The organism is Nocardia sp. NPDC004068 (assembly GCF_042874315.1).
In the GTDB taxonomy this organism is placed as follows: domain Bacteria; phylum Actinomycetota; class Actinomycetes; order Mycobacteriales; family Mycobacteriaceae; genus Nocardia.
The window spans coordinates 63044-90000 of the sequence record NZ_JBIAMW010000017.1 but is presented as its reverse complement, the minus strand read 5'-3'; the positions used below and the strand labels follow the sequence as shown (position 1 = coordinate 90000).

Annotated in this window: 30 protein-coding genes; 14 read left to right on the top strand and 16 right to left on the bottom strand. The window is 68.7% G+C overall.

Going from position 1 to position 26957, the window contains the following annotated elements:
* Positions 1-121: 121 nt before the first annotated feature.
* Together ACFYTQ_RS32350 and ACFYTQ_RS32345 are read left to right on the top strand one after the other, a co-directional pair.
* A complete protein-coding gene (locus tag ACFYTQ_RS32350; protein WP_064909767.1) occupies positions 122-487 on the top strand; it encodes a hypothetical protein in 366 nt (121 codons plus the stop codon).
* A complete protein-coding gene (locus tag ACFYTQ_RS32345; RefSeq protein ID WP_104364647.1) occupies positions 484-4134 on the top strand; it encodes a hypothetical protein in 3651 nt (1216 codons plus the stop codon). The genes ACFYTQ_RS32350 and ACFYTQ_RS32345 overlap by 4 nt, the downstream gene beginning before the upstream one ends.
* Before the next feature lie 710 nt (positions 4135-4844).
* Here the strand turns inward: ACFYTQ_RS32345 and ACFYTQ_RS32340 are convergent.
* From ACFYTQ_RS32340 to ACFYTQ_RS32315, 6 genes are all read right to left on the bottom strand, one after another.
* Positions 4845-5444 carry a DUF1345 domain-containing protein gene (locus tag ACFYTQ_RS32340; RefSeq protein WP_387369203.1) on the bottom strand — a complete coding sequence of 200 codons (600 nt, stop codon included), beginning with the start codon at positions 5442-5444 and terminating at the stop codon, positions 4845-4847.
* An 85-nt stretch (positions 5445-5529) separates the two neighbouring features.
* A complete protein-coding gene (locus ACFYTQ_RS32335) occupies positions 5530-6552 on the bottom strand; it encodes an SDR family oxidoreductase (RefSeq protein ID WP_387369201.1) in 1023 nt (340 codons plus the stop codon).
* A gap of 197 nt (positions 6553-6749) precedes the next feature.
* Entirely contained in the window at positions 6750-7853 is a 1104-nt protein-coding gene (locus tag ACFYTQ_RS32330; protein WP_387369199.1) for a serine hydrolase domain-containing protein, read from the bottom strand.
* A gap of 675 nt (positions 7854-8528) precedes the next feature.
* Positions 8529-8915: a hypothetical protein gene (locus ACFYTQ_RS32325; RefSeq protein ID WP_387369197.1), complete on the bottom strand. Its 387-nt coding sequence runs from the start codon at positions 8913-8915 to the stop codon at positions 8529-8531.
* Between the two features lie 76 nt (positions 8916-8991).
* Positions 8992-9609 carry a GIY-YIG nuclease family protein gene (locus ACFYTQ_RS32320; RefSeq protein ID WP_387369195.1) on the bottom strand — a complete coding sequence of 206 codons (618 nt, stop codon included), beginning with the start codon at positions 9607-9609 and terminating at the stop codon, positions 8992-8994.
* Positions 9609-9995: a VOC family protein gene (locus tag ACFYTQ_RS32315; protein ID WP_387369193.1), complete on the bottom strand. Its 387-nt coding sequence runs from the start codon at positions 9993-9995 to the stop codon at positions 9609-9611. The genes ACFYTQ_RS32320 and ACFYTQ_RS32315 overlap by 1 nt, the downstream gene beginning before the upstream one ends.
* A gap of 110 nt (positions 9996-10105) precedes the next feature.
* Between ACFYTQ_RS32315 and ACFYTQ_RS32310 the strand changes: the two genes are divergently transcribed.
* Positions 10106-11104 carry an Lrp/AsnC family transcriptional regulator gene (locus tag ACFYTQ_RS32310; RefSeq protein WP_387369191.1) on the top strand — a complete coding sequence of 333 codons (999 nt, stop codon included), beginning with the start codon at positions 10106-10108 and terminating at the stop codon, positions 11102-11104.
* A 66-nt stretch (positions 11105-11170) separates the two neighbouring features.
* Here the strand turns inward: ACFYTQ_RS32310 and ACFYTQ_RS32305 are convergent, their stop codons facing one another.
* Positions 11171-11650, bottom strand: a complete 480-nt coding sequence (locus ACFYTQ_RS32305) for a methyltransferase family protein (protein ID WP_387369189.1) — start codon at positions 11648-11650, stop codon at positions 11171-11173.
* A 56-nt stretch (positions 11651-11706) separates the two neighbouring features.
* On the opposite strand from ACFYTQ_RS32305, the gene ACFYTQ_RS32300 reads away from it, so the two are divergent.
* Positions 11707-12369 (top strand): TetR/AcrR family transcriptional regulator, encoded by a 663-nt coding sequence (locus ACFYTQ_RS32300; RefSeq protein ID WP_387369187.1) that lies wholly within the window; start codon positions 11707-11709, stop codon positions 12367-12369.
* On the opposite strand, the gene ACFYTQ_RS32295 is transcribed toward ACFYTQ_RS32300, so the two are convergent.
* Both ACFYTQ_RS32295 and ACFYTQ_RS32290 read right to left on the bottom strand, forming a co-directional pair.
* Positions 12353-12736 (bottom strand): hypothetical protein, encoded by a 384-nt coding sequence (locus tag ACFYTQ_RS32295; RefSeq protein WP_387369185.1) that lies wholly within the window; start codon positions 12734-12736, stop codon positions 12353-12355. The two genes, ACFYTQ_RS32300 and ACFYTQ_RS32295, sit on opposite strands and share 17 nt — an antisense overlap.
* Positions 12733-13341: a TetR/AcrR family transcriptional regulator gene (locus tag ACFYTQ_RS32290; RefSeq protein WP_387369182.1), complete on the bottom strand. Its 609-nt coding sequence runs from the start codon at positions 13339-13341 to the stop codon at positions 12733-12735. Before ACFYTQ_RS32290 ends, ACFYTQ_RS32295 begins: the two co-directional genes overlap by 4 nt.
* A 123-nt stretch (positions 13342-13464) precedes the next feature.
* Between ACFYTQ_RS32290 and ACFYTQ_RS32285 the strand changes: the two genes are divergently transcribed.
* Genes ACFYTQ_RS32285 through ACFYTQ_RS32275 form a run of 3 tightly spaced genes read left to right on the top strand, consistent with a single transcriptional unit; the run spans position 13465 to position 16284 of the window.
* Entirely contained in the window at positions 13465-14217 is a 753-nt protein-coding gene (locus ACFYTQ_RS32285) for a (Fe-S)-binding protein (RefSeq protein WP_387369228.1), read from the top strand.
* Positions 14214-15677 carry a LutB/LldF family L-lactate oxidation iron-sulfur protein gene (locus ACFYTQ_RS32280; RefSeq protein WP_387369180.1) on the top strand — a complete coding sequence of 488 codons (1464 nt, stop codon included), beginning with the start codon at positions 14214-14216 and terminating at the stop codon, positions 15675-15677. The genes ACFYTQ_RS32285 and ACFYTQ_RS32280 overlap by 4 nt, the downstream gene beginning before the upstream one ends.
* Positions 15670-16284: a lactate utilization protein C gene (locus ACFYTQ_RS32275; RefSeq protein WP_387369178.1), complete on the top strand. Its 615-nt coding sequence runs from the start codon at positions 15670-15672 to the stop codon at positions 16282-16284. Before ACFYTQ_RS32280 ends, ACFYTQ_RS32275 begins: the two co-directional genes overlap by 8 nt.
* Here ACFYTQ_RS32275 and ACFYTQ_RS32270 read toward each other — a convergent pair.
* Together ACFYTQ_RS32270 and ACFYTQ_RS32265 are read right to left on the bottom strand one after the other, a co-directional pair.
* Positions 16281-16697, bottom strand: a complete 417-nt coding sequence (locus tag ACFYTQ_RS32270) for a hypothetical protein (RefSeq protein ID WP_387369176.1) — start codon at positions 16695-16697, stop codon at positions 16281-16283. The two genes, ACFYTQ_RS32275 and ACFYTQ_RS32270, sit on opposite strands and share 4 nt — an antisense overlap.
* Before the next feature lie 36 nt (positions 16698-16733).
* Positions 16734-17246, bottom strand: a complete 513-nt coding sequence (locus tag ACFYTQ_RS32265) for a DUF2231 domain-containing protein (RefSeq protein ID WP_387369174.1) — start codon at positions 17244-17246, stop codon at positions 16734-16736.
* 132 nt (positions 17247-17378) lie between these two features.
* Between ACFYTQ_RS32265 and ACFYTQ_RS32260 the strand changes: the two genes are divergently transcribed.
* The 3 genes from ACFYTQ_RS32260 to ACFYTQ_RS32250 are packed head-to-tail and all read left to right on the top strand — an operon-like array spanning position 17379 to position 19484.
* Positions 17379-18089, top strand: a complete 711-nt coding sequence (locus ACFYTQ_RS32260) for a helix-turn-helix transcriptional regulator (protein WP_387369172.1) — start codon at positions 17379-17381, stop codon at positions 18087-18089.
* A 33-nt stretch (positions 18090-18122) separates the two neighbouring features.
* The gene (locus ACFYTQ_RS32255) at positions 18123-18392 is read left to right on the top strand and encodes a hypothetical protein (RefSeq protein ID WP_387369170.1); all 270 of its coding nucleotides are present in this window, start codon (positions 18123-18125) and stop codon (positions 18390-18392) included.
* Between the two features lie 36 nt (positions 18393-18428).
* On the top strand, positions 18429-19484 hold the full coding sequence (locus tag ACFYTQ_RS32250) for a DUF3089 domain-containing protein (protein WP_387369168.1): 1056 nt from the start codon (positions 18429-18431) through the stop codon (positions 19482-19484).
* Between the two features lie 4 nt (positions 19485-19488).
* Here ACFYTQ_RS32250 and ACFYTQ_RS32245 read toward each other — a convergent pair whose 3' ends face one another.
* Entirely contained in the window at positions 19489-20097 is a 609-nt protein-coding gene (locus ACFYTQ_RS32245; RefSeq protein WP_387369166.1) for a TetR/AcrR family transcriptional regulator, read from the bottom strand.
* A gap of 80 nt (positions 20098-20177) precedes the next feature.
* Between ACFYTQ_RS32245 and ACFYTQ_RS32240 the strand changes: the two genes are divergently transcribed.
* Positions 20178-20960: an SDR family oxidoreductase gene (locus ACFYTQ_RS32240; protein WP_387369163.1), complete on the top strand. Its 783-nt coding sequence runs from the start codon at positions 20178-20180 to the stop codon at positions 20958-20960.
* A 4-nt stretch (positions 20961-20964) separates the two neighbouring features.
* Here the strand turns inward: ACFYTQ_RS32240 and ACFYTQ_RS32235 are convergent, their stop codons facing one another.
* From ACFYTQ_RS32235 to ACFYTQ_RS32225, 3 genes are all read right to left on the bottom strand, one after another.
* A complete protein-coding gene (locus tag ACFYTQ_RS32235; RefSeq protein WP_387369161.1) occupies positions 20965-21411 on the bottom strand; it encodes a hypothetical protein in 447 nt (148 codons plus the stop codon).
* Between the two features lie 93 nt (positions 21412-21504).
* Positions 21505-22608, bottom strand: coding sequence for a glutamate--cysteine ligase (locus ACFYTQ_RS32230; RefSeq protein WP_387369159.1), 1104 nt, complete (start codon positions 22606-22608; stop codon positions 21505-21507).
* A gap of 76 nt (positions 22609-22684) precedes the next feature.
* Positions 22685-23569: a DUF4437 domain-containing protein gene (locus ACFYTQ_RS32225; protein ID WP_387369157.1), complete on the bottom strand. Its 885-nt coding sequence runs from the start codon at positions 23567-23569 to the stop codon at positions 22685-22687.
* 84 nt (positions 23570-23653) lie between these two features.
* Here ACFYTQ_RS32225 and ACFYTQ_RS32220 point away from each other — a divergent pair, with 84 nt between their 5' ends.
* Together ACFYTQ_RS32220 and ACFYTQ_RS32215 are read left to right on the top strand one after the other, a co-directional pair.
* Entirely contained in the window at positions 23654-24214 is a 561-nt protein-coding gene (locus ACFYTQ_RS32220; RefSeq protein WP_387369155.1) for a TetR/AcrR family transcriptional regulator, read from the top strand.
* Positions 24211-24954: an arylmalonate decarboxylase gene (locus ACFYTQ_RS32215; RefSeq protein ID WP_387369154.1), complete on the top strand. Its 744-nt coding sequence runs from the start codon at positions 24211-24213 to the stop codon at positions 24952-24954. The genes ACFYTQ_RS32220 and ACFYTQ_RS32215 overlap by 4 nt, the downstream gene beginning before the upstream one ends.
* A 17-nt stretch (positions 24955-24971) precedes the next feature.
* On the opposite strand, the gene ACFYTQ_RS32210 is transcribed toward ACFYTQ_RS32215, so the two are convergent.
* Positions 24972-25949 carry an alpha/beta hydrolase gene (locus ACFYTQ_RS32210; protein WP_387369153.1) on the bottom strand — a complete coding sequence of 326 codons (978 nt, stop codon included), beginning with the start codon at positions 25947-25949 and terminating at the stop codon, positions 24972-24974.
* A gap of 186 nt (positions 25950-26135) precedes the next feature.
* On the opposite strand from ACFYTQ_RS32210, the gene ACFYTQ_RS32205 reads away from it, so the two are divergent.
* A complete protein-coding gene (locus ACFYTQ_RS32205; protein ID WP_387369151.1) occupies positions 26136-26954 on the top strand; it encodes an HpcH/HpaI aldolase/citrate lyase family protein in 819 nt (272 codons plus the stop codon).
* Positions 26955-26957 lie beyond the last annotated feature (3 nt).

Genomic DNA, 26957 nt, shown 5'->3' with positions numbered 1-26957 from the left:
GGAGTCTGCCGCTCAAGCGGGAAATTCAGCCGAGCCTTGATGGTCGGCGTCGGTGATGCTGGCTGGCTTTCTCGGCGTGGAGCTGTGAGGATCGATCTCACTACTTTGGGCGGGAGGTTGTGTGACTTCAGGACAGACATTGTTGCGGGTGGTGATGCCCACTGCCGCGACGGCAGTGCTGGCCACGGGGCTGGCGGTGGCGGTGAACTATGCAACCGGCGCGAATCACTCGGTCTGGGCATGGGTCGCCGTCGTCGCGCTGACCGTGGGTGTGTTCGCAGTTTCGCTGTGGGTCCAGCATGCACCCTCCACCGACCGGGAGCTGGCGATCGGTGTCGATCTGCGGAACGTGAAAACCGAAAGGGGGCTACGGGTCAAAGGAGTCCGCTCGACGGGCACGGGGATCAGAGCAGCCAGGGTACGTTCCGGCGGTGACATGTCCTTCGAGGACATCCGCACCGGCGTTGATAATCCCACACACCCATGAACGACCAGGCTCGACGGCCCGTCGCGCCGATCTACGACTTCGACCGGGTGAAAGCCGGGCGGGATCTGTCGATTCATCACACAGACAACCGTTACGAGATCGGCGTTGTGTCGAACGGGGCGCTGCTCACCGGCAGGTCGCTGTATGTGTCTCAGGTGCGCGAGTTCCTCGCCCCGGTCGATGGACTGCGAGATCGGCAGGACGAACTCGATGATGTGGTCGATTTCTGCCGCGGAGAGCAACCGTATATGTGGATCAGGGCCGAGCCGTGGGCGGGTAAATCGGCTTTGTTGTCGTGGTTCACGCTGTTCCCTCCAGCCGACATAACGGCGATCGGGTTCTTCATCACCGACCGCCTCGCCGATCAGAACGACCACAACGCGTTCACCGCTGCTGTCCTGGATCAACTCGCCGTTCTGCTGCCGGACCAACGATCCCTCATCGCCGCCGCCACGATCAATCGCGACGGGCTGCGCAACGAACTCCTCACCCTCGCCGCACGCCGCGAAGCTGAAGCCGGACGACGGTTGGTGCTCGTGGTCGACGGATTGGACGAGGACACCGGTACACCACCGATCGTCACGCTGCTGCCGACAAGGCCGGAGCCCAATCTGCGGGTCGTCGTAGCCAGCCGTCACGGCCCCGCCCTGCCCATCCCGCATGGTCACCCGCTGACAGCTACCGAGCCTTATCCGCTCACCTCATCACCATTCGCCGCGGACGTCCAAGCCAAAGCTGTCGCCGAACTCGATGCGTTGCTTGGTGGACCCGACCAGCACCGTGACCTGCTCACGCTGATCACCGCCGCCAATGGCCTCACTGCATCCGAACTCACCGAACTCTCCGGCATGGCGCCCTACGAGATCGACGGCCTACTGCGCGCGGTGGCCGGCCGCAGTTTCCGTACCCGCACGACGACGGCATCGCCGCGGTCTGGCGGACACAGTGACCCGGTGTACGTGCTGGCCCACGAAACGCTGCAACGCACCGCTGAGGAACGACTCGGCACGCGACACCTCACCGCGGGTATGAGCCGGCTCCACGCCTGGGCCGACCACTACCGAGACCAGGCATGGCCGACCGACACTCCCGACTTCCTATTGCGCCGCTACTTCTCAGTCCTAGACAGACACCACGATTTGACCCGGATGGTCGCGGCGGCGCTCGATACAGCTCGTCACAGTCGGATGCGTATGCGCACAGGGGGCGATGCCACCGCATTGAGTGAGATCCGCACGGTACAACAACATATCTGCAACCAACCCGACCCTGACCTCCTCAGCACCGCACGCCTGGCTCGCTATCGCGATCGCCTCCACAGTCGCAACGACAACATTCCGACCCGGTTGCTGATCGTGATGGCGCTTCTTGGTCAATATGACCGCGCAGAAGACCTAGCTCACTCCTACTCCACTCCACGTCAGAGGGGCGATGCGCTCGCTGCAATCGCCCGGGAGGTGGCCGCGACCGATCCCAGACGCGCGACCCGACTCACCGAACGCGCCGAAACCCTCGCCTACACCATCACCGACCCCCACCAACAAGCCGCGGTACTCGGCAGAATCGTCGCAGTGGTGGCCCAGACCGATCCCGAACGCGCTGAAGCAATCACGGACACCATCACTGACCCGCATTGGCAAGGTTCTTCACTCATCGGAATCACCGAGGCGGTAGCTGGCACCGACCCTGAACGCGCAACTCGACTAACCGAACGCGCCGAAACCATCGCCCACACCATCACCGACCCAAACCGGCAGGTCGAGGCCCTCACCACGATCGCCCGCGCGGTGGTCCGGACCGATCCCGAACACGCGGCCCGACTCACCGAACACGCCGAGACCATCGCCCACACCATCACCAACCCGCACCAACAAGCTGGGGCACTCACCACGATCGCCCGCGCGGTGGCCCAGACCGATCCCGAACACGCGGCCCGACTCACCGAACACGCCGAGACCATCGCCCACACCATCACCCACCCTCGCCAGCACGACAGCGCGTTTCGAAATATCGTCTACGCGGTGGGCCAGACCGATCCCGAACGCGCCGAGACCATCGCCCGCACCATCACCGACTCGAAGCGGCAGGCCGAGGCACTCGCCGCAACCGCCCGAGTGGTGGTCCGAACCAATCCCGAACGCGCTGAGATCATCACGCACGCCATCGGCGACCCTTACCAGCGGGTCAGCGCACTCGTCAGCATCATCGAGATGGTGGCCCCGACCGATCCCGAACACGCTGCTCGACTCACCGAACATGCCGAGACCATCGCCTACACCATCACCGATCCTGACCTGCAGACCAAGGCGCTCGCCACGATCGCCCGAGTGGTGGTCCGGACCGATCCCGAACGCGCCGCCCGACTCACCGAACACGCCGAAACCCTCGCCCACACCATTACCAACCCCAGCCATCAAGTCCACGTGCTTGCCGAATTCATCAAAGCAGTAGCTGGGTCCGATCCTGAATGCACGGCTCGGCTGACCGAACGGGCCGAGACCATCGCCCACACCATCACCGACCCGAACCAACACGACAATGTGCTTCAAAATATCGTCTACGCGGTGGGCCAGACCGATCCCGAACGCGCCGAAACCATCGCGGACACCATCACCGACGGTTTTTTGCAGGCCGAGACACTCACGGAAATCGCCCTTGCAGCAGCCCAGACCGATCCCGAACGCGCAGCCCGACTCGCCGACCGCGCCGAAACCATCGTCCACACCATCACCAACCCGACCACACGAGGCAACGCACTCGTCAGCATCCTTGAGGTGGTGGCCGCGATCGATCCCGAACGCGCAGCCCGACTCGCCGACCGCGCCGAAACCATCGTCCACACCATCACCGACCCGTACGGGCAGGCCAACGCGCTCGCCATAATCGCCCGGGTGGTGGCCCAGACCAATCCCCAACGCGCCGAAACCATCGCCCGTACCATCGCCAACCCGAACCGGCAGGCCAAGGCACTCGCCGCAATCGCCCGGGTGGTGGCCCAGACCAATCCCAAACGCGCTGAAGCAATCACGGACACCATCACCGACCCGCTTTGGCAGAGTTCTTCACTCATCGGAATCACCGAGGCGGTAGCTGGCACCGACCCTGAACGCGCAACTCGACTCACCGAACGCGCCGAAACCATCGCCCACACCATCACCAACCCAACCTCTCGAGCCAACGCGCTCGCCATAATCGCCCGGGTGGTGGCCCAGACCAATCCCAAACGCGCCGAAACCATCGCCCGTACCATCGCCAACCCGAACCGGCAGGCCAAGGCACTCATCAGGATCGTCCGGGCGGTGGCCGCGACCGATCCCGAACACGCAGCCCGACTTACCGAACACGCCGAAACCCTCGCCCACACCATCACCGATTCGAACCAACAGGCCGAGATACTCACCGCGATCGCTGATGTCGTCGCAGGTACCGAAGAACGGTGCGAGGCCATTGAGCTCACCTCAGAAAGCTCGGGGGCGCTGGCACGTTCGGGACTATGCGGTTGCGGGAGATCGAGCAAACAATTGCTGGCGCGCGCATGGTCGATCTCCACGTTGGAGATCCCAGTTTCGGCTCTGCCCGTCGTCGACACGTCTACGCTGCATGCCCTTGTGCTCGATCTAACTGACGAGAAGGACGCGAATCTTTAACGTGGGAGATAATTCTGATGTACAGCCCGGCACTAGGACTTCGAGAAATGATCGGCCCTGCCGTTTAACGGAGTCCGGCCAGAAAGTTCCTGCCAAGCCACCGCTGCCGAGGACGTAACCCCTCCTGCGACAGCGACGTCCGTTCCCGTCCGTCGATCCGGCCCCGCTTCATGTGCGTGGACGTCCGTGGGTGTCGCGGGTACGGATGCCGCACTGCCGGAGTTTGGTCAACACGGTGGTCGGGTCGACCCCTAGGCGTTGCCCGATTCGGGCGAGGGACCAGCCCAGGTTGTACAAGTGGATGGCGTCATCGATCTGGTCGGCGGACAGGCCCCGGCGGCGCATCGGCACGTTGTTACGGTGGAGGATCTCGCTGACTGTGCGCCGCTCGATACCGAACCGGACGCCTAACTGGTACACCGTCTCCCCACTCCGATATCCGGTGATGAGTTCTTGAACTTGGTCAGGCCCGAGTCGGCGTGTCCGGCCGGTTCGGGGCTTCGCAATGGGCGGAGGAACAGTGACGCTGGGGTCGGGCAACTTCCGACGCAGCTGCTCCAACGCATCTACCTGCGCTTTCGTGTTCGAGTAAGCTCCCCTAACGTCCACTCGTTTCACAGGTCAGGTCCGATAATGCAGCGGCCCTGACTTTTTCATTTGGTCACACCCTCCGAAGACCCTTCGGTTTGCGGTTCCCACCTCGCCCCCAATCAGCTTTTGATCCAGTCGATAGCAATCGCGATGAGGGCCGCATTGAAGAAGAAGCTGACAATGCTGTGCATGACCACCCTCCGCCGCATGGACCGGGTCGTAACGGTGACATCGGACACCGCGAACGAGGTTCCGATCGTCGTCGCGAAGTAGAGAAATTCGGTGAGTTGGGGTTGGGTGCAGTTCGGGAAGTCCAGTCCGCCCTCACCGGCGTGTTCTCGGGCGTAGATCTGTGCGAAGGCGGTGTGCAGCAGCAACCAGGACAGCACGATGGTGGCTGCCGCGAGTCCTTGCGCTATGGCGTCGGCGTCGCCGCGGTGGGCGCTGACGATTGTGCCGCCGGCCAGGCCGAAGCAGCTGACCAATACGGCGAAGAACTGGGTGTACCAGCGGGGGCCGACCAGGTCGGGCAGGTTCTCCAGGGTGGCCGATGACAGCTCCCGGCGCATCATCAGCCATCCCGAGACGATGTACACGACCGCGGTCACGTTCCACAGCGACAGCGGCACGGCTACCTGTCCACCGCGAAGGAACACCACCAGCCACGTAATACCCAGACCCGCCAGAACGGGTTCCAGCGTCCACAGCAGTCTCCGCATCGCCACCCGGTCTTTCGACGCAGTCCGTCAGTGCATGGGTCGTCCCGACGGTACCGCGACACCACGGCGCGGTCCCCGCGTCCCCTCAGCGAGTTCCCCCGCGCGACCACGCGGCGCATCCCGCCGCCGAAACCCCCGCCGCACCAACCCACAACAACCGCCGCGCGACCGGATGCGTAGCAAGCCACGTATACGGGCTGAACGGAAGCGCCTGTTTACGAAAATCCCCCTCCGCCCGAGCATCTCCGCTCGGCGCGTACAGATTCCCCTCCCCGTCCACAGCGGGCTCACTGGTCTGCTCCATCGGAATCCCCAACCTCGCCAGAACAGCATCGGCCAACCGAGGAGTGAGGTGCTGGGTCACCTTCATCAATTTCGCCGCCCCACCCGCATACAGATCCCGTACCGGATGCGTGGCCGCGAACAGAACACAGTCCGCGACCACTGCCGGATGGTAAAACGGCGGCGCCCCTTTGGGTTTCACCTCCATCTTGTTGCGGCCGTTGTTGAAGAACGGCGTATTGATGGCCGACGGTTTGATGCTGGTCACCGAAATCGGTGTCCCCTCGGCCTGTAACTCCCGTCGCAGCGCGTCGAGCATGCCCTCCACCGCGTGCTTGGACGCGGCGTAGGCGCTGTTGAGCGGCATGGCGACCACCGTCTCGCCCGAGCCGATCGCCACCAGCGCGCCCCTGCCCGCGCGGCGCAGGTGGGGGAGTGCCGCCTGGAAACCGTGCACCTGGCCCATGAAGTTGACCTCCATGAGCCGACGGAACTCCTCCGGTGTGGTGTGCTCGAAATCCGCGTAGACGACGACGCCCGCGGCCGCGACCCAGGTGTCGATGCGGCCGTAGGTCGCCACCGCCAGATCGGCGACGGATTCGACCTGCGCGCGGTCGCTGACATCGCACACCGCGTACACCGCTTCCCCACCGGCCGCGCCGATCTCACGCACGAGCGAGGCGAGGCCGTCCTCATTGCGTGCCGCCACAACGACTTTCGCGCCCGCAGCGCCCAGCCGCAGCGCCGTCTCCCGGCCTATCCCGCTGGACCCGCCGGCGACCACCACGACCTGCTCCGCGAGCGGCTTCAACTCGATCCCCGCCATTCCGCGCCCTTCCCCCCGATGACGTATTACGCATAATGCGCAATGCTCGGCCATTCGGTGCATACCCGTGTGTGGCGCGGCGAATCCTCGACACCGGTCCGACTTTGAAGGTGGCCGAGGTGATCGACTTCGGCAGGGCCGAGCCGCACAGGAAGCGAACGGCCGCAAGACCTTTCGCAACGGGGCATACCCCGCGCCTACCGTGTCGGCGTGGGTCCGGCGGACGCGTACATCCTCTCGATGATCCGCTTGGCGATCTCCGAAGCCGCCGCATGCCCATCCACGGTGGGCTCCAGATTCGCCCACACCACCACGGTCACCTTCCGCTCCGGATCGGTCCCCGCGAAGGTGTTGAACCCCGGCAGTTCTCCCGTATGTCCGTACAGCGCACCGAATTTCGCGATCGCCAGCCCGTACCGCGGCGCCTCCGGCGGGTTGGCCGGATCGGTGGGTCGCGGGCTGGACATGCGGAGCGACTGAGTGCGCTGGTCGAGCACCTTGCCGTTCGTGAGCGCTTCGGTCCAGCGGGCCAGATCGCCGACCGTGGAGATGGCGGCCCCCGCCGCCCACGCCCACGAGGGGTTGTCCAGGGTCCGATCACCCGGAAGCAGCGAGCCGTCGTGCGCGTCGGCCTGCATCGGCGCGGGCAGGGCGGGCGGCGAGCCCATGGTCAGTACATTGCTGCCGAACATGTACCCCTGTGGATGCGGGTCGGGCAGCGCGGCGGAGGTGAGCGCGGGGAACGAGGTCTCCGTCATGCCGAGGGGACCGAACAGGCGATCGCGCAGGATCTGTTCCAGCGGTTCGCCATCCAGCTGCTGCGCGATGAGCCCGAGCAATACCGTATTTGTATTCGAGTAGTGATAGCCCTGATCGGGCGGGAAGTACGGCGGATGCGCGTAGGCCATGGCGAGTAGTTCATCGGGTTGCCAGACGCGCGCCGGATCGGCGTCCATGGCCTCGGCCAGTTCGAGGGTCTCGCTGTAGTTGAACAGCCCGCTGCGCATATCGAGGAGTTGGGCGATGGTGATCGCCCCGCCGTTCGGGACGTCCGGACGATATTTCGACACCGGATCGTCGAGCCCGAGCCTGCCCTCCTGGACCAGTTGCAAAACGACCGTGCCGGTGAACGTCTTGGTGATCGAGCCGACGCGCACGTGGTCGGCCGCCGTCACCGCGGGACCGCCGCCGAATGTCCGGGTGCCGTAGGAACTCGTGACATCCCCGGACGGCGTCCGCACGAGCGCGACCACACCCGGCACCAGGAAGTCCCGAGCGGTCGAGCGGACCAGATCACCCAACGCCGCCTCGTCGATCGGACGGACGGCCGCCGCCGACGTGACCGAGCTACCGGACGGCGTCGACGGAGACCCGCATCCGCCGCACAACACCACGACACCGACCAGCGCCCCGACCAACCCCCGGCAATCTTGGCCACCATGACCTCCCGTACCAGGAAAATGGAGCCGCGAATGCCGTACTCTACTGCGCCGATACGGCCCGTGTACGGAGTTGGCGAATGTTCAGCGACAGCCGTGCGCCGCGTCTCCCACGCACCGGAGCGTTGCCTGGTACCGGAAGTGCCGATATTCTTCTGAGTCAGTGAACGTTCGTGCACCCAACTCTCGACTGGAGCGTGAAAGATGGCTCGGCGGCAAATCATCGATGAAGAACCCTGGTCGGGTCTTCGGCGGCAGTGGCGGCGCTCGGCGAACGAGGAAGCGGCCTGGGTGTCCGAACTGGCGCGCGAGGTTGGCAGGGCAGCCGCAGACCGTTTCCGGCGCGCGAACCGCTCCGCATGCCGGGCCGCCGGAGATGTGGAAGGCGAACTCTACGAACTCAATCGGGAGATCGCGGAACTGACCCGGGGCGCCCTCCGCGCCCGAGCCGACCGCCGTCGCCGCCGGAAGTAACCGAGCGAAAATGTGCACGATCGTTCACTGACGCCTCACGAACGGCGTCGCTAAAGCCGTGCCTCAGGGCGCGTCCAACACGCTCGCGGGCACCCCGTACGGCAGAAACCGCACCCGCCGCCGCGCGTCGGTATTGTCCCGATGCGCCCGCAACGCCTCGAGCTCACTGGGAAACACCTGATCCACCCGGGCCGCCCCGTCGTCGTCCACCGTGTAGATCGCCCACACCCCGCTGCCGCTCTCCCCGGTCGTCTCCCCCTCCGGCGCCCGCGTCCGCTCCGGCTGCGCGAACTGCCCCAACAGGCTCACCACCGACCCCATGGTCGCCTGATCCACCCGCCCCAGATAGCCCCCGATCCGCCCCGCCAGATCCCGGAACTCCACACCCGCCTCCCGCAGCGCGCGCTCCACGTCCTCGGGATCGATCCCGAAAGGCCCATTACCCGCCATCGCATACTCCTGACGTAGGGGGTGTCCTACGGCCAGTCTCCTCGCCGAACCCCGAGTTCGCCACGATCCCCGACCCCTACGGGCTGTACTTTCCGCCCTTCCCTGGATTCGGGAGTACCTCCAGCGCAGCGGCTCGGACGCGTGCGGCCTTGCGAATCGCGGTGAGATGCGGATGAAAAGCGTTGCGCCGGTTGCCCTGAAGATTGAGGGGGACGTCGAGGCAGGCGATCAACTCGTCTTCGATCTGCCAGGGTTCCGGTGCGGTGATCCACGAGACGAGGGCGTTCGTGTGCATCCATTTCGACAGCAACACCTCGCCCGTACCGAAATGGAATCGCCGACCCGAGCCGTAGCGTCGAAGCTCGATCCCCAGTTCGTCCGCCAACAGGCATCCGAGCGTCAACCGCAATGTCGACCCCGCCGCGTTTCCGGCGTAGTGGGTGGCGATCCGCTTACGGAGGTGTTGGCGGCTGGGCGGGCGACCGTTGACCGGTGGCTTCGTCGGACTGATGCCCGTATACAGCAGCGTCAGGCCATCTTTCGTGGCACAGCCCGACGTATCGATGTCCGCGGGCAGTGCGCGAAACCACCATCCGTAGACGCCGGGAGTGCCGGGTACGGGACTCGGCCTGGCCAGAACCTCGGCGCGAGTGAATGTCGGCGCGGCCAGATAGTCGGTCGCGTGCTCCGGCATCAGCGCCGCCACCCGCCGTAGGGCACCGTGAGGATCTCCAGCCCGTGCCCGTCCGGGTCGTCCCAATACAGCCCGCGCCCACCGTCATTGGTGTTGACGCGGTTCTCGAGCGTGTGGTGGGGGTCGGCCCACCAGGTGAGGCCGCGGGCGCGGATGCGGGCGTGGATGGCGTCGAAGCGGTCCTCGGAGACCAGGAAGGCGTAGTGCTGGGGGCGTGGGGCGTCGCGGCCGTCGGCGAAGTCGAGGGAGACGTCGTTGTCGGTGCGGACCACCACGAACGGGCCGAATTCGGCCGGGGCGGCCAGGCCGAGGATGTCGGCGTAGAACCGGGCCGAGGCGTGCTTGTCGGTGCAGTGGACGATGGTGTGGTTGAGCTGAACGGTCATGCTGCTGTTATAGCCGCGGCGTGGCTCGTAGGATGCGTGCGTAGGGGACGCGGTGGAGATTTCCGCTCGAAATGCCCACCCGGACGGCACTTTCCGACACAAGGGGGCCGATGGACGTCGAAGATCTGCGTCTCCTGCGCGCGCTGCAACTGGCGCCCCGGGCCGGGTTCGCCACGCTCGCCGGGATATTGGGCGCCCATGAGCGCACGGTCGCCCGCCGCTATCGGCGACTGCGCCGGGCCGGCATCGTGCGCATCGTCGGCATGGTCAATCCGCTGGCCGTCGGCCATCAGCTCTGGCAGGTGCGGCTGCGGTGCCGGCCCGACGCCGCGCAGGGGCTGGCGACCGCCCTCGCCGCCCGCGCCGACATCGCCTGGATGGGCGTGTCGGCGCCGGGATCGGAGGTGTCGTTCTCGGTCCGGTCGCTGTCGGCGCGGCAGCGCGATCTGCTGCTCACCCGGCTGCTCCCACGGTCCGCGCAGGTCCACGACATCGAGGCCAGCGTGGTCCTGCACGTCTTCCTCGGACTCGGTTCCCGCGGATGGTCCCAGCTCGATCCGCTGCTCACCCCCGCGGAGATCGCGCGGCTGACCGCCGAGCACCCACCCGCGGGGGAGATCATCGACATCCCGGCCGAGCCCCACGACGCCGCGCTGTTCGACGTCCTGGCCGCCGACGGCCGCGCCACCACCGCGCGACTCGCCGAGGCCGCCGGGATCAGTCCGGGCCGGGCCGCCCGTCGCCTGGACACCCTGGTGCGCACCCGCTCGCTCGTCCTGGACGTCGATCTCGCGCACGAGGCGCTGGGCTACACCACCTGGGCGCAGCTGTACTGCGCGGTCAGCCCATCCCGACTGCACGAGGTCGGGGAGACCATGGCCCGGCTTCCGGCCGTGGGTTTCGTCGCCGCCCTGTCCGGACGCCACAACCTGATCATCGCGGTGTGCTGCCGGGACCTCGCCGAACTCTACGAATTCAGCACCCGGTACGCCGGTGCGGCGGAGGGCATCGTCACCATGGAGGTCGTGCCGTTCGGCCGCGTCGTCAAGCAGTCCGGCGGGCTGGTCGCCGACGGCAGACTGGTCGATCCGGCAGGATCGGAAGCGTAACCACCGCAACGCTTTTCGCATGGAGACGAGCCCGGAGACACTCCGGCCCCCGCAGGCGGCCGCGATTCAGAGCCAGCGTCGCACCCGCGCGCGATAGTCGACGTAACTCCGGCCGAATCGCTCTGTCAGATAACGCTCTTCGGGCTCGATGACCAGGCGGAGGACCAGCAACAGGCTGACCGGTAGCAGCAGGATCGGCCACCAGCTTCCGGCGAGCAGGCCGAAACCGATTGTGGCCGCGGTCAATCCGGTGTACATCGGGTTGCGGGAGATTCGATAGACGCCGCCGGTCAGCAGCCTGGCCACCGGGCGATGGGGGACGATCGTCGTCCGGTGCCGCACGACCGCCGCGACCCCCGCCCACGCGAAGGCCAGCCCCGCCGCGGCCACCGCGGCCCCGAGGATGGCCGTTGCGGGCCGCCCGCCGACCGGAAGGGCGAACGCGGCGTTCAGGAGCATGCCGCCCGCGAGCGCGGCGGCGTAGTACAGCGGCGGCGGAATGTAGACGACCCGCGCGCCGCGCTCGGTGGTGGAGTTCTCGGCCATGACGGCTCACTTTCGATAGAGTAAGACTCTATCTAATAGATCACTACACTATCGGCGTGGTTGTCAAGCGGCGATACGAGTCCACCCACCGGCAGGACCAGGCGCGGCGCACGCGGCGGGCCGTGCTGGACGCCGCCCGCACGCTGTTCGTGCGGTCCGGCTACGGCGGGACGACGCTCGCGGCGATCGCCGAGGAGGCCGGGGTGGCGGTGCAGACGGTCTACAAGATCTTCGGCAACAAGAAGACCCTGCTGTCGGAACTGGTGGACGTCGCGATCGCGGGCGACGACGAACCTACCGAACTCGCCCAGCGCCGATTCGTCGCCGATATCCGCGCCCTGCCCGACGCGCGCGCCAAATTGGCAAGGTACGCAAGGCATCTCGTCGAAACGCACACCCGGCAGGCCGAGGTGATGCTCGCCGTCGCCGGCGCCGCCCTCGTGGACGGCGACGCGGCCGAGATCTGGGAGAAGAACCGCGCCGAACGCCGCGCCGGAATGTCGATGTTCGCCGCCGACCTCGCCGCGACCGGCGAACTCCGCCCCGACTACTCCCGCGACGAGATCGTCGACGTCCTGTGGCTGGCGATGGACGTCCACAACTTCGATTACCTTGTCCGCCAACGCGGTTGGGAGCCGACTCGATTCGAAGCCTGGTATGTGGACACGGTGGCGGCGGCCCTGCTGACCGGGCCGGACCCCGCTACGACCGACCGGTGACCGCGCTCGGCCTCCGGCCGCGGAAGACGAGCACGGCGATGACCACGAGCAGAGCCAGGCCGATGACCTGCTCGACGACCATCCACCCCGGCAGCGGCAGGAAGAACAGGACGGCGGCGAAGGCGATCACCAGGACGGTGACCACGATGCGCAGCCGGAGCAGGGCCCGGGGTTCGCCGCGTTCGGCCCGGCGCGCGAACGCGTAGGTGAGCAGCGAGGTGGCCGCGACGATCACCCCGCGCACCCACGCCTGATCGGTGACCAGGTCGGGGGCGAGTGCCGAAAGGATCAGCAGCGCAACGACTGTCGCGACACTGAGCAGGGTGTAGGCGGCGGTGAGACGCGTGACGGTGGGCGAGGTGTTCACAGTTCCCCGTTTCCCGTGGCCGGCGCGCGGGTCGCCCGGTCCACGAAGTGCATGACCTCGGTGAAGAAGTGGTCGATATCGGTGTCGCCGCCATTGGCGAGGTACTGGGCGGAGGCGTCGACGAGCGCGCGGATCGCGGCCGCGGCGATCACCGGATCGAAGCGGGCGAACTCGCCAGCGCGCTGTCCGTCTCGCAGCAGTTCGGCCAACGGCGTGAGCAGGTCGGGGATGTGCTCGCGATGGCCCGGGGCGTTCTCGAGGATGCGTTGCACCGCGCGCACGTGCACGGCGTGCAGCTGGATGAACTCGAGGTTGGTGCGCAGATAGTGCGCGAGCCGTTCCCGTACCGACTCCGTATCCCGCTGCCGCTCGGCCCGGAAAGCCGCACCGCGCGTGTACAACTCGGCGATGACGGCCGCGCAGATCGCGTCCTTGGTCTTGAAGTGGTAGAGCACCGTCCCCTTGATCGTCCCCGCCTCCTGCGCGATCCGATCCACCGAGGCCGCGGCGAATCCCCGGGCGTCGATCAGATCGATCGCGGCGGCCACGATGTCCTCCCGCCGCGCGCGTTGCGTCCTGGTCAACGCCTGATTCTTCGACTCCATGCCGCCGAACTTACCATTCGGTCGGGAGTTTGACTAGATGGTCAGAAACCGTCGACCGCCGGGACGGCTGTCTAATCTCGGGGCATGTTCTTCTCCGCCGGACCCGATCGTGAGGAGTACGCCATGCGCATCGCCCTGTTCGTCACATGTCTGGCGGATGCCATGTTCCCGCGCGCGGCGATCGCGACCGTCACCCTGCTCGAGCGGCTCGGGCACGAGGTGGTGTTTCCGGAGCGGCAGACCTGCTGCGGTCAGATGCATGTCAATACCGGATACGCGCGCGAGGCCCTGGGTCTGGTGCGGCGGCATGTGGAGGTGTTCGAGGAGGCGGGCTGCGACGCGGTGGTGGCCCCGTCCGGGTCGTGTGTGGGTTCGGTGCGGCACCAACATGCCGCTGTGGCACGGAGATTCGGCGACGAGCGGTTGGCCGCGCGCGCCGAGGCGGTCGCCGCCCGCACCTACGAGTTGTCGGAGCTGTTGGTCGATGTGCTGGGTGTCGGTGATGTGGGCGCGTACTACCCGCATCGGGTCACCTACCACCCGACCTGTCATTCGCTGCGCATGTTGCGGGTGGGCGACAAACCGCTGCGGCTGTTGCGGCACGTGCGTGGGCTGACCCTGCTCGAACTCGCCGACGCCGACTCGTGCTGCGGTTTCGGCGGCACGTTCGCGGTGAAGAACGCCGACACCTCCACCGCCATGCTGGCCGACAAGATGACGCGCGTGATCGGCACCGGCGCGGAGGTGTGCACGGCGGGTGACTCGTCGTGCCTGATGCATATCGGCGGGGGACTGAGTCGCCTGCGCTCGGGGGTGCGCACGGTGCATCTGGCCGAGATCCTGGCCGCCACCGACACGACGGCGGCCCGCGCATGACCTTCCTCGGCATCCCGGGCACCGGCAATCTCCGTGGCGCGCAATCGTTTCCGGCCGCCGCCCGCGAGGCCCTGCGCGACACCCAGCTGCGCCGCAACCTCGGCCACGCCACCGCCACCATCCGCGCCAAACGTCTTGCGGCCGTGGCCGAATGCCCGGACTGGGAGGAGCTGCGCGCGGCGGGCAGCGCCCTCAAACACGAGGTGCTCACCCGGCTGCCCGAACTGCTCGAGGAACTGGAACGCAACGTGACCGCCCGCGGCGGAGTCGTGCACTGGGCGCGCGACGCCGCCGAGGCCAACGAGATCGTCACCGGCCTGATCCGCGAGCGCGGCGCGGACGAGGTGGTCAAGGTCAAGTCCATGGCCACCCAGGAGATCGGGCTCAACGAACACCTCGAGCGGCACGGCATCGCGGCGGTCGAAACCGATCTCGCGGAACTGATCGTGCAACTCGGTCACGACACACCCAGCCACATCCTGGTGCCCGCCATCCACCGCAACCGCGCCGAGATCCGGGAGATCTTCGCCCGCGCGATGCCCGGCGCGGGTGCGGTGACCGACGAGCCGCGCGCGCTGGCCATGGCCGCCCGCGCGTATCTGCGCCGTAAATTCCTCACCGCCGGGATCGCGGTCAGCGGCGCGAATTTCGGTGTGGCAGAGACGGGTACGCTCGCCGTGGTCGAATCCGAGGGCAACGGCCGGATGTGCGTGACCCTGCCGCGCACCCTGATCACGGTGATGGGCCTCGAGAAGGTGGTGCCGCGATTCACCGACCTCGAGGTGTTCCTCCAGCTGCTGCCCCGCTCGTCCACGGCCGAGCCGATGAACCCCTACACCTCGATGTGGACCGGTGTACACCCCGGCGACGGCCCGGCGGAGTTCCATCTGGTGCTGCTCGACAACGGCCGCACCCGGGTACTCGGCGACGCCGTCGGCCGCGACGCCCTGAAATGCATCCGGTGCAGCGCGTGCCTGAATGTGTGCCCGGTCTACGAGCGCACCGGCGGCCACGCCTACGGCTCGATCTATCCCGGCCCGATCGGGGCGATCCTGAGCCCGCAGCTGACCGGCATCGGCGGCGCCGACGATCCGAACGCGTCGCTGCCGTACGCGTCGACGCTGTGCGGGGCGTGTTTCGACGCCTGCCCGGTGCGCATCGATATCCCCTCGATCCTGGTCCACCTGCGCGCCGAACACGTCGACACCCAGCGGCACGGCCTACCCGGCGGACAAGACCTCGCGATGAAGGGCGCGGCCTGGGCGATGAGCTCCGAAAGCCGATTCGCCACGGCGGCACGGGCTTTGGGTGCCGGGCGCGCGCTCGCGGGCTCGGATCGGCGGATCTCGGCGCTGCCGTGGCCCGGCTCGCGCTGGACGGCGAGCCGCGACCTACCCGCCCCGCCCGCCGAAACCTTCCGCCAGTGGTGGGCCCGTACCCGGGGAGGCCGCGATGAGTGACGCGAAAAGCGTTGTGCTGCACCGGATCCGGACCGCGCTGGCGGCCTCGGGAACCGACCGGGTGCCGGTGCCCCGCGACTACGACCGGCATCCGCTCCAGGGCCGCGCCGACGCCGACCGCTTCGCCGCCGCCGTCGAGCGGTACCACGCCCGCGTGCATCGGATCGAGGAGCACGCGATCGCCGCGACGGTGATCCGGCTGTGCGGGGCGGCGGCCCGCGTCGTGGTGCCCGCCGACATCCCCGCGGCGTGGATCGAATCACTCACGGCCGTAACCGATTCCGAGCCGCTTCCGATCGCCGTCCTGGACGGGGCCGACGCCGTGCTCACCGGCTGCGCCCTGGCGATCGCCGCCACGGGCACCTTCGTCCTCGATTCCGGTGCGGCACAAGGCCGTCGGGCCCTGACCCTCGTCCCCGACCATCACCTCTGCGTGGTGTTCACCGACCAGATCGTCGGCACCGTCCCGCAGGCGTTCGCCGCCCTGGACCCGAACCGCCCCCTGACCTTCGTCTCCGGGCCCAGCGCCACCAGCGATATCGAACTCGACCGCGTCGAGGGCGTGCACGGCCCCCGCACCCTCGACGTCCTGCTCGTCGAGCGTTAACTCTCGCCGACGCCCAAGGCCGTGAGCAGCACCAGCACGACGGTCGCGACCGCGAACACGCCGTGCGCGGCCACCACCGCGACCGGGAAGTGCCGCTCGGCCGGTTCCGGATCGGTGGCGGTCGCGCGGCCCTGGTACACCGGCAGCCACCGCAGCAGCATCACCAGGCCCAGCAGCGCGACCGGAACCAACAGGGCGAAGGCGATCCAGGCCAGCGCGTCGGTGTCGGCCACGAGATAGACGATCCACACCACCAGCCCCGCCGCCGCGAGCAGGAAGTGCCCGAACACCACCGGAACCGGAAGATGGCTCGAACTCGGCTGCCGCGCACCGCCTTTCGCGATCCAGGTGGCGAGCATGAAGAAGCCGCCGCCCGCGGTGAGCAGCCAGAGGATCAGTGCCGCGATGCCCATGATGTCTCCTGAGGTGAGAAGGGATGGAACGCGGAATCAGCGGCGGAAGCCCTCGGCCTGGGTGTTCTCGTCGGCGACCCGCACACCGAAGTGGTAGGCGAGCATGCCGCCGAGATAGCCCGAGACGCCCAACAGGACCAGGGCGACGATCGACAGCGTCAACGGCCCGGCTCCGACCGCGCCGTCGACACCGGTTCCCGCTGTGCGCCACCAGAATCCGAGCGCGAACGCGAGCGTGACGACGAGATTCAGGCTCATGTGGATCAACCCGATCCGGAACGCGCGCGTCCCGCTCGGGATGGCGAACAGATCCAGGAACCCGATCGCCGCCGCGGCCAGCGCGCCGAGTACGCCGATCGCGATCAGCCACTGCGCGCCGCGAGCCAGCGTGGCGGGCTCGTCGACGATATGGGAACCGATATCGAACACGACGCTGGCGATCCAGGCGCCGATCGGCACCGTCACCAGGATCGGATGGAACGGATGCCCGTAGGGCCCGGCGAGTGCCGCGCTCACCGGACGCTTGGCCTGCCGCATGTCCTCGGTCACGACGACCTCCTCGAGGTGTCCCGCGATTACGCCAACAAAGTTTGGTTCAATCGCCTGAGCGGGTCAAGGTTCCGTACGCGCGCGTCGTACCCGTTCCGGTTCGGATATCACGACCGGCGTTATCGTGGACCGGTGACCAGTGATGCGGCCATCGGCGCCGTCGCCGCGCTCGACGACGAGCTGCGCCGCCGCATGTACCGGTTCATCCGGGAGGCGGGCCGCCCGGTCACCCGGGACGAGGCGGCCGAGTACGTGGGGATCTCGCGGAAACTGGCCGCGTTCCATCTGGACAAGATGGTCGATGTCGGGCTGTTGCGGGCGCACTACGAACATGTCGGCGGCATCCGCCGGGTGGGCCGGACGCCGAAGGTGTATCGGCCCGTGGACGCCGACGTGCGGGTCAGCATCCCCGAGCGGCGACCCGAGGTGCTGGCCGACATCCTGGTCGACGCGGTGCTCGGCCAGCGCGACGGCGAGTCGGGGCGCGCGGCGGCCGTCCGCGCCGCCGCCGAGCGCGGTGCGGCGACGGGCCGCGAGCTGCGGCAGCGGCCGGGGACGGGCGAGCGTGCCCTCGTCCTGGTGCGAAACGCGTTGGCGGAGTGGGGTTTCGAGCCCGCCGACACCGCGCCGGGGGGTATCCGGTTGCGCAACTGCCCTTTCCACCCCCTGGCCGCCCGCGCGCCCGAGCTGGTCTGCGCCCTGAACCACTCGTATCTGACCGGGCTGCTCGCCGGGCTCGGGGCCGATTCGACGCGCGCCGTCCTCGCCCCGGCCGCCGGCGAATGCTGCGTCGAGATCCGCCCGGCCGAGGACCAGCGGGCCGAAATCACCCGCGAGGTGTGACGATATTCGGTTGCTGTCGGTTAGCCTGCCGCTATGCAGCCGTCCACGGAGGACCAGAAGTCGCCCGCGACGCGGACCGCGATACGGCGAATCGACCAGCGCCACAACGCTTTACCTGGACGACGAGATCGCCGCCGGGCGTCGCCGCGGCTGCGCGCCGCGTTCGCGCAGGACGTGGTGCTGCGCGGACTGGTTCGCCTCCTGATCGTCGCCATGGCTCTGGCGGCTCTCGTGGGCGGGGTGAAGGCCCACGCCGCCGCGTCCCATGCGGCCGTGCCGCCGATTGTGATGGAGGGGAATTGACGCCCGGTCGTCCTCGGGCGGCCCTATTCTTCGATCATGCCCGTTCGGTCCCGCCTGCGCCATCTGGTCCCCGTCGTCGCCGTCGCCTTCGTGGCGATGCTCGGGCTGTGCCCGACCGCCGCCGCCGACGACGACCCCGGCACGATCTGGCTGTGCCGCCCCGGTCAGGCCGAGAACCCCTGCGGCACAACCACGGACGCCCCCGTCGACTGCTTCTACGTCTATCCCACGGTCTCGCTGCAACCGACCGCCAACGCCGACCGCACGCCCGGCCCCGAACAGCGGACCGTCGCCCGCCAGCAGGCCGCCCCCTTCGACGGCCGCTGCAATGTCTGGGCGCCGATGTACCGGCAGGGCACCCTGCTCGGGCTGTTCGCCTCGCCCGGCGCGAAACGCTCCCCGGCTTTGGACCTCGCCTACGAGGACGTCGACCGTGCCTGGACGGACTACCTCGCGCACCACAACCACGGCCGCGGCGTCGTATTCCTCGGGCATTCGCAGGGCTCGGTCATGCTGCGGACGCTGCTGCGCACGCGTATCGACGGCACGCCCGACCAGCGCCTGCTGGTCTCGGCCATCCTGCCGGGGGCCAATGTCCTGGTCCGGCGCGGAACCGGGATCGGCGGGGACTTCGACGCCATCCCGGCGTGCACCCGAACCGGCGAAATCGGTTGTGTCATAGCGTATTCGACCTTCGCCGCGACCCCGCCGCCGAAGACCCGCTTCGGGCTCGCGCCGACCGAACCGAACACCAGCGGCACGCGCGGCGGATTCCCCTACGGCCCCGACTACGACGTGCTCTGCACCGACCCGGCCGCCCTGGCCACCGGCGCCGACACGGGTCTGCACGGCGTCCTCACCGGTCGTCCGGTCGACGCCTACCGCGGCCACTGCACCACCTCCGCGCCGCACGTGCTGATGATCGAGGGCGGCGGCGACGGCGTGCCCCCGGCCACGGCCCTGCCCACCATCCCCGACGCCACCTGGGGCCTGCACCTGCTCGACATCGATATCGCCCAGCGGGATCTGCTCGATCTCGTCTCCGCCCAGACCGCCACCTGGCTCGACGGCCAAGGGCCGCAACACAATTGAGGGCTCACTCCGGGTCCACCCACGGCCAGGCCGCGGCGGCGATCCCCGCCGCGGCCTCGAGCGCGGCCCGGGACGACCCGTCGCGCGCCTGATACGCCATGCCCTGCATCACGACCCCGGTGAACACCGCGAGCGCGTGCGCGTCGCAGTCCGCGGGCAACTCGCCCACAGCGATCGCCCGTTCGACGAGCCGCTCCAGCTGAACCAGGCTCCCAGTGCGTAACTCCCGCAACAGCTCTCGGGCGTCCGGGGTGGCGCAGTTCACCGTCGCCGTGATGATCAGGCAGCCCGCCGGATGCCCCGGCATCGTGTACGCGGCCGCCGCCTCCCGCAGCAATCGCTCGATTCCGGCGCGCAGGGTGGGTTCGCGCCGGATCGCCTCGGCCAGATAGGTCCGATACCGCTGCCCGTACCGCTCGACCACCCGCGCGAACAGTTCGTGCTTACTGCCGAAGGCCGCGTACAGGCTCGGCGGCGCGACGCCGATCGCGGCGGTCAGATCGGCGATGGAGGTCGCCTCGTAGCCGCGCTCCCAGAACAGGTGCAGCGCCTTGTCCAGCGCCGCCTCGCGATCGAACGCGTACGGGCGTCCCCGACGTCCGGAAGTGGCCATGCCGCAACTATAGCGACCGCTAAACAAATGCCGTAGGGTGCTGTTTGATTAGCGATCACTAGAAAAAGGGTGGGACACCCATGGGGACTCTCGCGAACAAGACGGCCCTGGTCACGGGCGCCGGCCGCGGCATCGGGCGCGCCATCGCCGAACGCCTCGCCGCGGAGGGGGCGCTCGTGGCCGTGCACTACGGCAGCAGCGCCGAGGCCGCCGCAGAGGTGGTGTCGGCGATCGAGGCGAAGGGCGGGCTGGCGTTCGCGATCGGCACCCGTCTCGGGCGGCCGGGCGACGCGCGCGAGCTGTGGCAGCGCTTCGACACCGAAATCGCCAGGTACGCCGACACTTCCGGCGTCGACATCATCGTCAACAACGCGGGCGTCGCCGTCTACGGGACCATCGACACCGTCACCGAGGACGACTTCGACGAGGTGTTCGCGGTCAACGCCAAGGCGCCGTTCTTCCTCCTCGAACACGGCCTGTCCCGGCTCCGCGACGGCGGCCGCGTCGTCAACGTCTCCTCCGGCGCGGCCCGCATCGCCACGCCCCTGACCATCGCCTATTCGATGACCAAGGGCGCGTTGAACACCCTGACCCGCACGCTCGCCCTGGAACTCGGCCCGCGCGGCATCACGGTGAACGCGGTGGAACCCGGCATCGTGCGGACCGACATCACGCCGTGGCTGGCGGACGCGGAACTCGGCGCGCAGGCGGCCGGATGGGCGGCCCTCGGCCGGGTGGGCGAACCGGACGACATCGCGGGCGTGGTGGCGTTTCTCGCCTCGCCGGACGCGAATTGGGTTACGGGACAATGCGTCGACGCCTCGGGCGGGCTGCTGCTCGGTCCGGTGGTGCGGCGGGGCTGAGCGATCAGGCCGAGTCGGGCACCGGCTCGTGGCCCGGCGCGCCGTCGGTGCGGCGCTGTTCCTTCATCTCCGCCTCGAAGATGTGCCGCACACCGTCGGCCAACTCCTCGCGCGCGGCGCGCTCGAGCGAGCGGAAGGTGGACCAGTAGCCGTCGTCGAACTCCTCGACCACCTGGAAGGTCCAGCGACCGTCGAGCACGTTGAGGCCGATGAGGTCGGTGCGCACGCGCTCGGCCCATTCGTCGTGGCCCGCGGCCGCGAGCAGGTCGGCGGCCTCCGACAGGGCCAGATCGGCGCCGCCGATGAGCTGGTGCAGCGAATACAGATGTCCGCGAGCGCGTTCCACGAACTCCAGGGCCTCGGACAGTTTGCCCAGCCCGCGCACCGTCTCGTCCGACACCCCGTCCGGGCGCGCGCCCGCCGAGGACTTCGCCGTCGGCCAGTCGTCCATCGTTCGTCCCCTCTGTAGGCAATCTCTCGGCTACCGCCGACGTTCCCGGAACCGGACGGGTCAAACCCGGGGCGGATCAGCGTCTTTCGCGGCTCAATGGCAGCCGGTCAGCGTGGTCTCGGCCAGCTCGTCCACGAGATCGTCCACCCGTCCGCGGCGGGCGAGGGCACGCGCCTGCCGCTGCGCGCCGTTGCCGTCGGCGAGGACCGATCGGATCGTGGTCTCCACGAAGTCGCGTTCGCCGCAGCGGTCCAGCACCGGCCCGACGTGCTCGACGAGTTCGCGCACGCGTTCGGCCATCGGGCGCAGGCCGCCGTCGGCGGGATCCATGCTGTCGCCGTCGAGGCCGGTCCGCGCCGCCTTCCAATAGGCCGCGCGCAGCAGTTCGGGGGAGACGGCGGGTGCTGCGTGGTTGTGCCGCACGGCTTCTCGCGCGGTGACCACCAGGCCGCGGACCAGACTCGCCAGCAACGCGGTCTCGGTGACGGTGGCGGGCACATCGCTGACCCGGACCTCGACGGTGGGGAACGAGATCGACGGCCGCACATCCCAATAGATCATCTTCCGATCCAGGATGACCCCGGCCGCCAGCAGCACGTCCACATGGGTGTCGTACTCGTTGCCGGAGGTGAAGTACGGCGGCGGCCCGGCGCTCGGCCAGCGGTGCCACAGGATGTTGCGCCAGCTCGCGTACCCGGTGTCGCGGGTGTGGTGGACCCGCGAGTTCGCCGTCAACGCCAGCAGCACCGGCAACCACGGCCGCAGGAAGTTGCTCACCTGCACGGCGACCTCGCGATCGGGCACCTCGACGTGCACGTGGCACCCGCACACCACCTCCTCGCGCGCGAGCAGCCCGAAGGAGTCCCCGATGCGGCGGTACCGATCCGAGGCGGTCAGCGCCACCGACGACGGATCGGTCGGGGAGACGCCCGCCGCCAGGGCGATCGTCCGGTTCTCCTTCGCCGCCGCCGCGACATCCCGGCGCAGGCGCCGCAACTCGTCCAGCAGATCCTCGACGCCGCGATGCACCCCCGTCGCCGCCTCCACCTGGCAGCCGGACAACTCCAGCTGGAGATCCAGGCCCATCCGCTCGGCCGTGCGGGCCACCGCGCGATTGCCCGAGACCGGTGACCCGGTCTCGCAATCGAGCAGCAGGTACTCCTCCTCGACCCCGATGGTCGGCATGAACTCGTTCATCGCGAACGATCTACCCCGCCCGCGCCGAACTATGTTCGCCGGTCGGCTGCTCGCGGTCCCGGTCGGTGCGGTCGATTCACTGATAGGACGGATCGACCCACGGCCCGATCGATCGGGAACGCACCGGTTCGATGAAGCGCGGCGCGAGGGTCTGCGGAAAGTCCGGACCCCAGTTGCGCGGTCGGCCGGACATGACCACCGCGGGTTCGTCGGTGTACCAATCGACCAGATCGGCGTCGGAGCGAATGATCCAGGTGCAGCCCTCCTCGGCGTCGGCGGTGAAGTCGCCGTGCCGGATGAGCGCGGGCCGCCAGAAATACGTTCCCGGCCACATCCTTCCGTAGTTGTAGTCGAACCCGCCCGCCAGGCAGTACGCCTCCTCGCTGCACGGATGATGGGCCAGCGGCTCCTCCCGCCACCCCGGCTTCGCCTTGATCAATCGGGTGTAGAAGCCGGTCTCCGGATCGCGGTACAGCAGTTTGATGTACAGCCCCGGCACGGGGGTGCCCCCGAGATCGAACCGCATCGGACTGCCGTCCTTCACATCGATCCACGGCATGGCCGCCGCGTCCAGGACGAGGAAACCCCCGTCCCCGCCGGGGTCACCCCCGTCCGGTTCGAACCGCCAGTCGCCCTGCTCGCGGAACAGCAGGATCTCCGTGCCCTCGGTCACCGAGATCGCCGGTGTCCGAACGCCTTTGGGTGCCATCCAATAGCCCTCGGGGCCGAGGTCGGTGTCGCCGACGCGGATTCGGCCGGACAGCACGAACCATTCGGTGTCGGCGTGATGCGTGCCCGCGGGCCGGGACCAGTCGGTGGTGAAGCGCACCTTGAGCGAGGCCGAGCCGTCCTCCTCGTCGTAGCTGAGGTTGCGCTGTTCGGCGGAGCCGGTGGCGTGCTCGAATTCGGCGGGGTGCCAGAGCAGATCGCGTTCGTCGATGAGTTCTACATGCGGACGCATGGGGTCTCCTGAAGGGAGGAACAACTTTTCGCTACAAAATGTACTGCAAACTAGAAACCAAAACAACCTGTATCGTTTATTCTCGTGAACAGACCCGGACGACCGGCGGGACCCGCGACGGAGACGGAGGAGCTGGTGCTCACCGCGGCGCTCGACCTCGTGCTCTCCGAGGGCGCGGGCGCCCTGACCGCGCAGCGCCTGCACGCCCGCACCGGCGTGGCCCGCACGACCATCTATCGGCACTGGCCCACCCCGAAAGACGTTCTCGCCGCGTTGATCTCGGTGGCCCCGCATCCGACGCCGGAACCCACGGGCGATCCGGTGGCGGATCTGCGGCGCGAGGTGGATCTGCTGTGTGATCGCCTGCGCGACAAGCCCGTCGGGGTGTTCCTGCGCGCGCTGGTGACCGCGTCGTCCGCCGATCCCGCGTGCGTGCCGTTGCGGCACCGCTACGTCATGGATCTGCTCGAACCGTTCCGCCGCACGCTGACCGCGATCGGGCTGGCGGGCCGCGAGCGGGTCGAGAACGCGGCATTGGCGATCGTCGCGCCGCTGCTGGTGGACGTGCTGCTGCTGGATCGTCCCGTGGACCGCGAACGCGCGCACCGGGCGGTGGACGAGGTGTTGTCGAAGGAGTCGAGATGACCAATGTGGTGGGCCCCCGGGCAGTCTTCGGTGTGATCGTGCCCAGCACGAATACCGTTGTGGAACACGACTATTGGCGTGCCGGGCTGCCCGGCGTGGCCTATCGCGCGGGGTCGATGTACATCCCGGATCCGGTGATGGCCGACGACCGCGATTTCACGGCCCTGCTCGGCCAGATCCGCGCGTCCATCGATACCGCCGTGCGCGACGTGCTGACCGCCGAACCCGATCGCATGGTCATGGGCATGTCCGCGGAGACGTTCTGGGGCGGCGTCGCGGGCAACGCCGCCTTCGAACAGCGCCTGCGCGACCGGACCGGCCTGCCGGTCACCACCGGGGCCGGTTCCTGCCGAGCCGCCCTGCGCGCCTTGGGATGTCGCCGCATCGCCGTCTTCTCGCCCTACCAGCCCGTCGCCGATGTGGAGGTCGGCCGCTTCTTCACCGAGGCCGGGTTCGACGTCGCCGCGATCACCGGCCTGCGCTGCCCCACCGCCATGGCCATCGCCCGCGTCACCCCCGAGCGCATCCGCGACACCGTCACCGCCCTGGACGCTCCCGACGTCGACGCCATCGTCCAGGTGGGCACCAACCTCTCCTTCGTCGCCCAGGCCGACCGCCTGGAGAGCGAACTCGGCAAACCCGTCGTCGCCATCAACGCCGCCACCCTCTGGCACGCCCTGCGCGAGCACGGCATCACCGATCGCGTCGAGGGTGCGGGACGGCTCCTGCGCGAGTACTGACGAACCGCGCGCCCGGGTCAGGAACCGGACAGGACCTGGGCGCCCGGTGCGGCGGCCACCGCACCGATGGCGGCGGGGATCGTGCCCGCGGTGGTGGGGGAGGCCGCGGCGGGGTAGAGGTCGGGGGTGGCGCCGCCGGAGAAGAAGTCGTCGGCCCAGCCGACCGCGAGCCGGTGCAGCGTGGCGACATTCGCGGGCTGCGGTGTGCCGCAGAGCAATTCGCCCACCGCGTCGGAGCTGCCGCCCTCGGCGTCGGTGTGGGCCCCGCCGGTGAGCAGCACGCCGACGAACGGCCGGTGCAGGTGGGCGCGCAGCGCGGCCGTTCCGCTGCCGAAGTTGTTGCACCAGGACGGCGGACCGGAGACGGTGAGGATCGGCAGCGGGGTGGGGTCGAGCCCGGCCAGGGCCCGGTCGGTGTTCTCGCCCAGGAAGGACTTCACCGGGTCGAGCAGGACCAGCCCGCGCAGCCCGGCCCACACGCCCGGGGCATTGGTGCGGAGGTGGTTCGCCACGTACTCGACGACCTCGCCGCCCGCCGAATGCCCGACGAAGACGAACTCCCTCGGGATCGCCGGAACCTCCCGCCCGGGTCCGACGGCGGCGGCCAGGCTGACGCCGAGGGCCCCGGTCGGATCGCCGGACAGCAGCGCGGCGACATTGTCCAGGAAGGCGGTGTTGTCGCCGAGGTTCTGCATGGTGCAGCCGGACAGGTTCACGAACGGCAGGCTCGGCGCGAACACGAGGTAACCGGCGTCGGCGAAGGTCCGGGCCAGTTCGGCCACATTGGCATTCGTCCGGGCGAATCCGTGTTGCAGCCAGATCAGCCCGCGCGGCGGTCCGGCGGGCAGATACCAGTCGGCGCTCTGCCGCAGAACGTCTGCGGCGCACGGGATCTCGACGGAGCCGGGCAGGGCGTCGGCGGCGGCCGGGCTGGTGGACAGGGCGAGTGCGGCGGCGGTGGCCAAGGCGGCCAGGACCGGTCCCTTCGGGCGCATGGCGACTCCGGAAGCAGGGCCGTTTCCACTGATGGAATGGCGTTTCATAAGGTTGTGAACCTCCATTAGCGCCCACCGCGGGCCCGCTGTCAACTCGAAACGATCGGCGTTCGGGCTGGACAACGCGACCTCTCGCCCACTACGTTCCCCATAGGGAAACAATGTTTCGAATACTTGGGAGGGCCGGTGCGATCGGCGCTGTATGTTCCCGGCAATCGTCCCGAACTGTTCGACAAGGCCCTGGCCGGTCCCGCCGACGTGCTGCTGCTCGACCTCGAGGACGCGGTCCCGCTGCCGGACAAGGCGGCCGCCCGTCGCGAGGTCACGGCCTGGCTGCGCGCGACGAACGTTGCCCCGCAACGCATCTGGGTCCGGGTGAACTCCGGCGAACTCGGCGCGGAGGATCTGCGCGCCGTGGCCGCGGCGGGGGTCTCGACGGTGTGCCTGGCGAAAACCGAATCCCCCGAACAGATCCGGGCCGCCGACGCCCTGCTGCGCGCTCACGAACCCCGTCCCGACTCCGTCGCCGTGTGCGCCCTGCTGGAGAGCGCGGCGGCCGTGCTCGCCGCCCGCGAGATCGCCGCCGTCCCCCGCGTCCGCCGCCTGCAACTCGGCGAGGCCGACCTGCGCGCCGACACCGGCATCGATCCGGGCCCCGACGACCTGGAACTCCTCGCCATCCGCACCGGGATCGTCCTCGCCAGCGCCGCCGCCGGAATCGCCCCGCCCCTGGCCCCGGTCCGCACCGACCTCGCCGATCCCGAGGCCCTCCGCGCCACCACGAAGGCATTGGCCCGCATGGGTTTCCGTGGCCGCGCCTGCGTCCACCCCGCCCAGGTCCCCATCGTCAACGACGTCTTCACCCCCAGCCCCGCGCGCCTGGCCGCCGCCCGCGCCCTCGTCGCCCGCTTCGACAACGCCCAGGGCGCGCCCGTGCTGGACGAGCGGGGCCGCATGATCGACCTCGCCGTGGTCCGCGCCGCCCGTCGCCTGCTCGAGGACTGACCG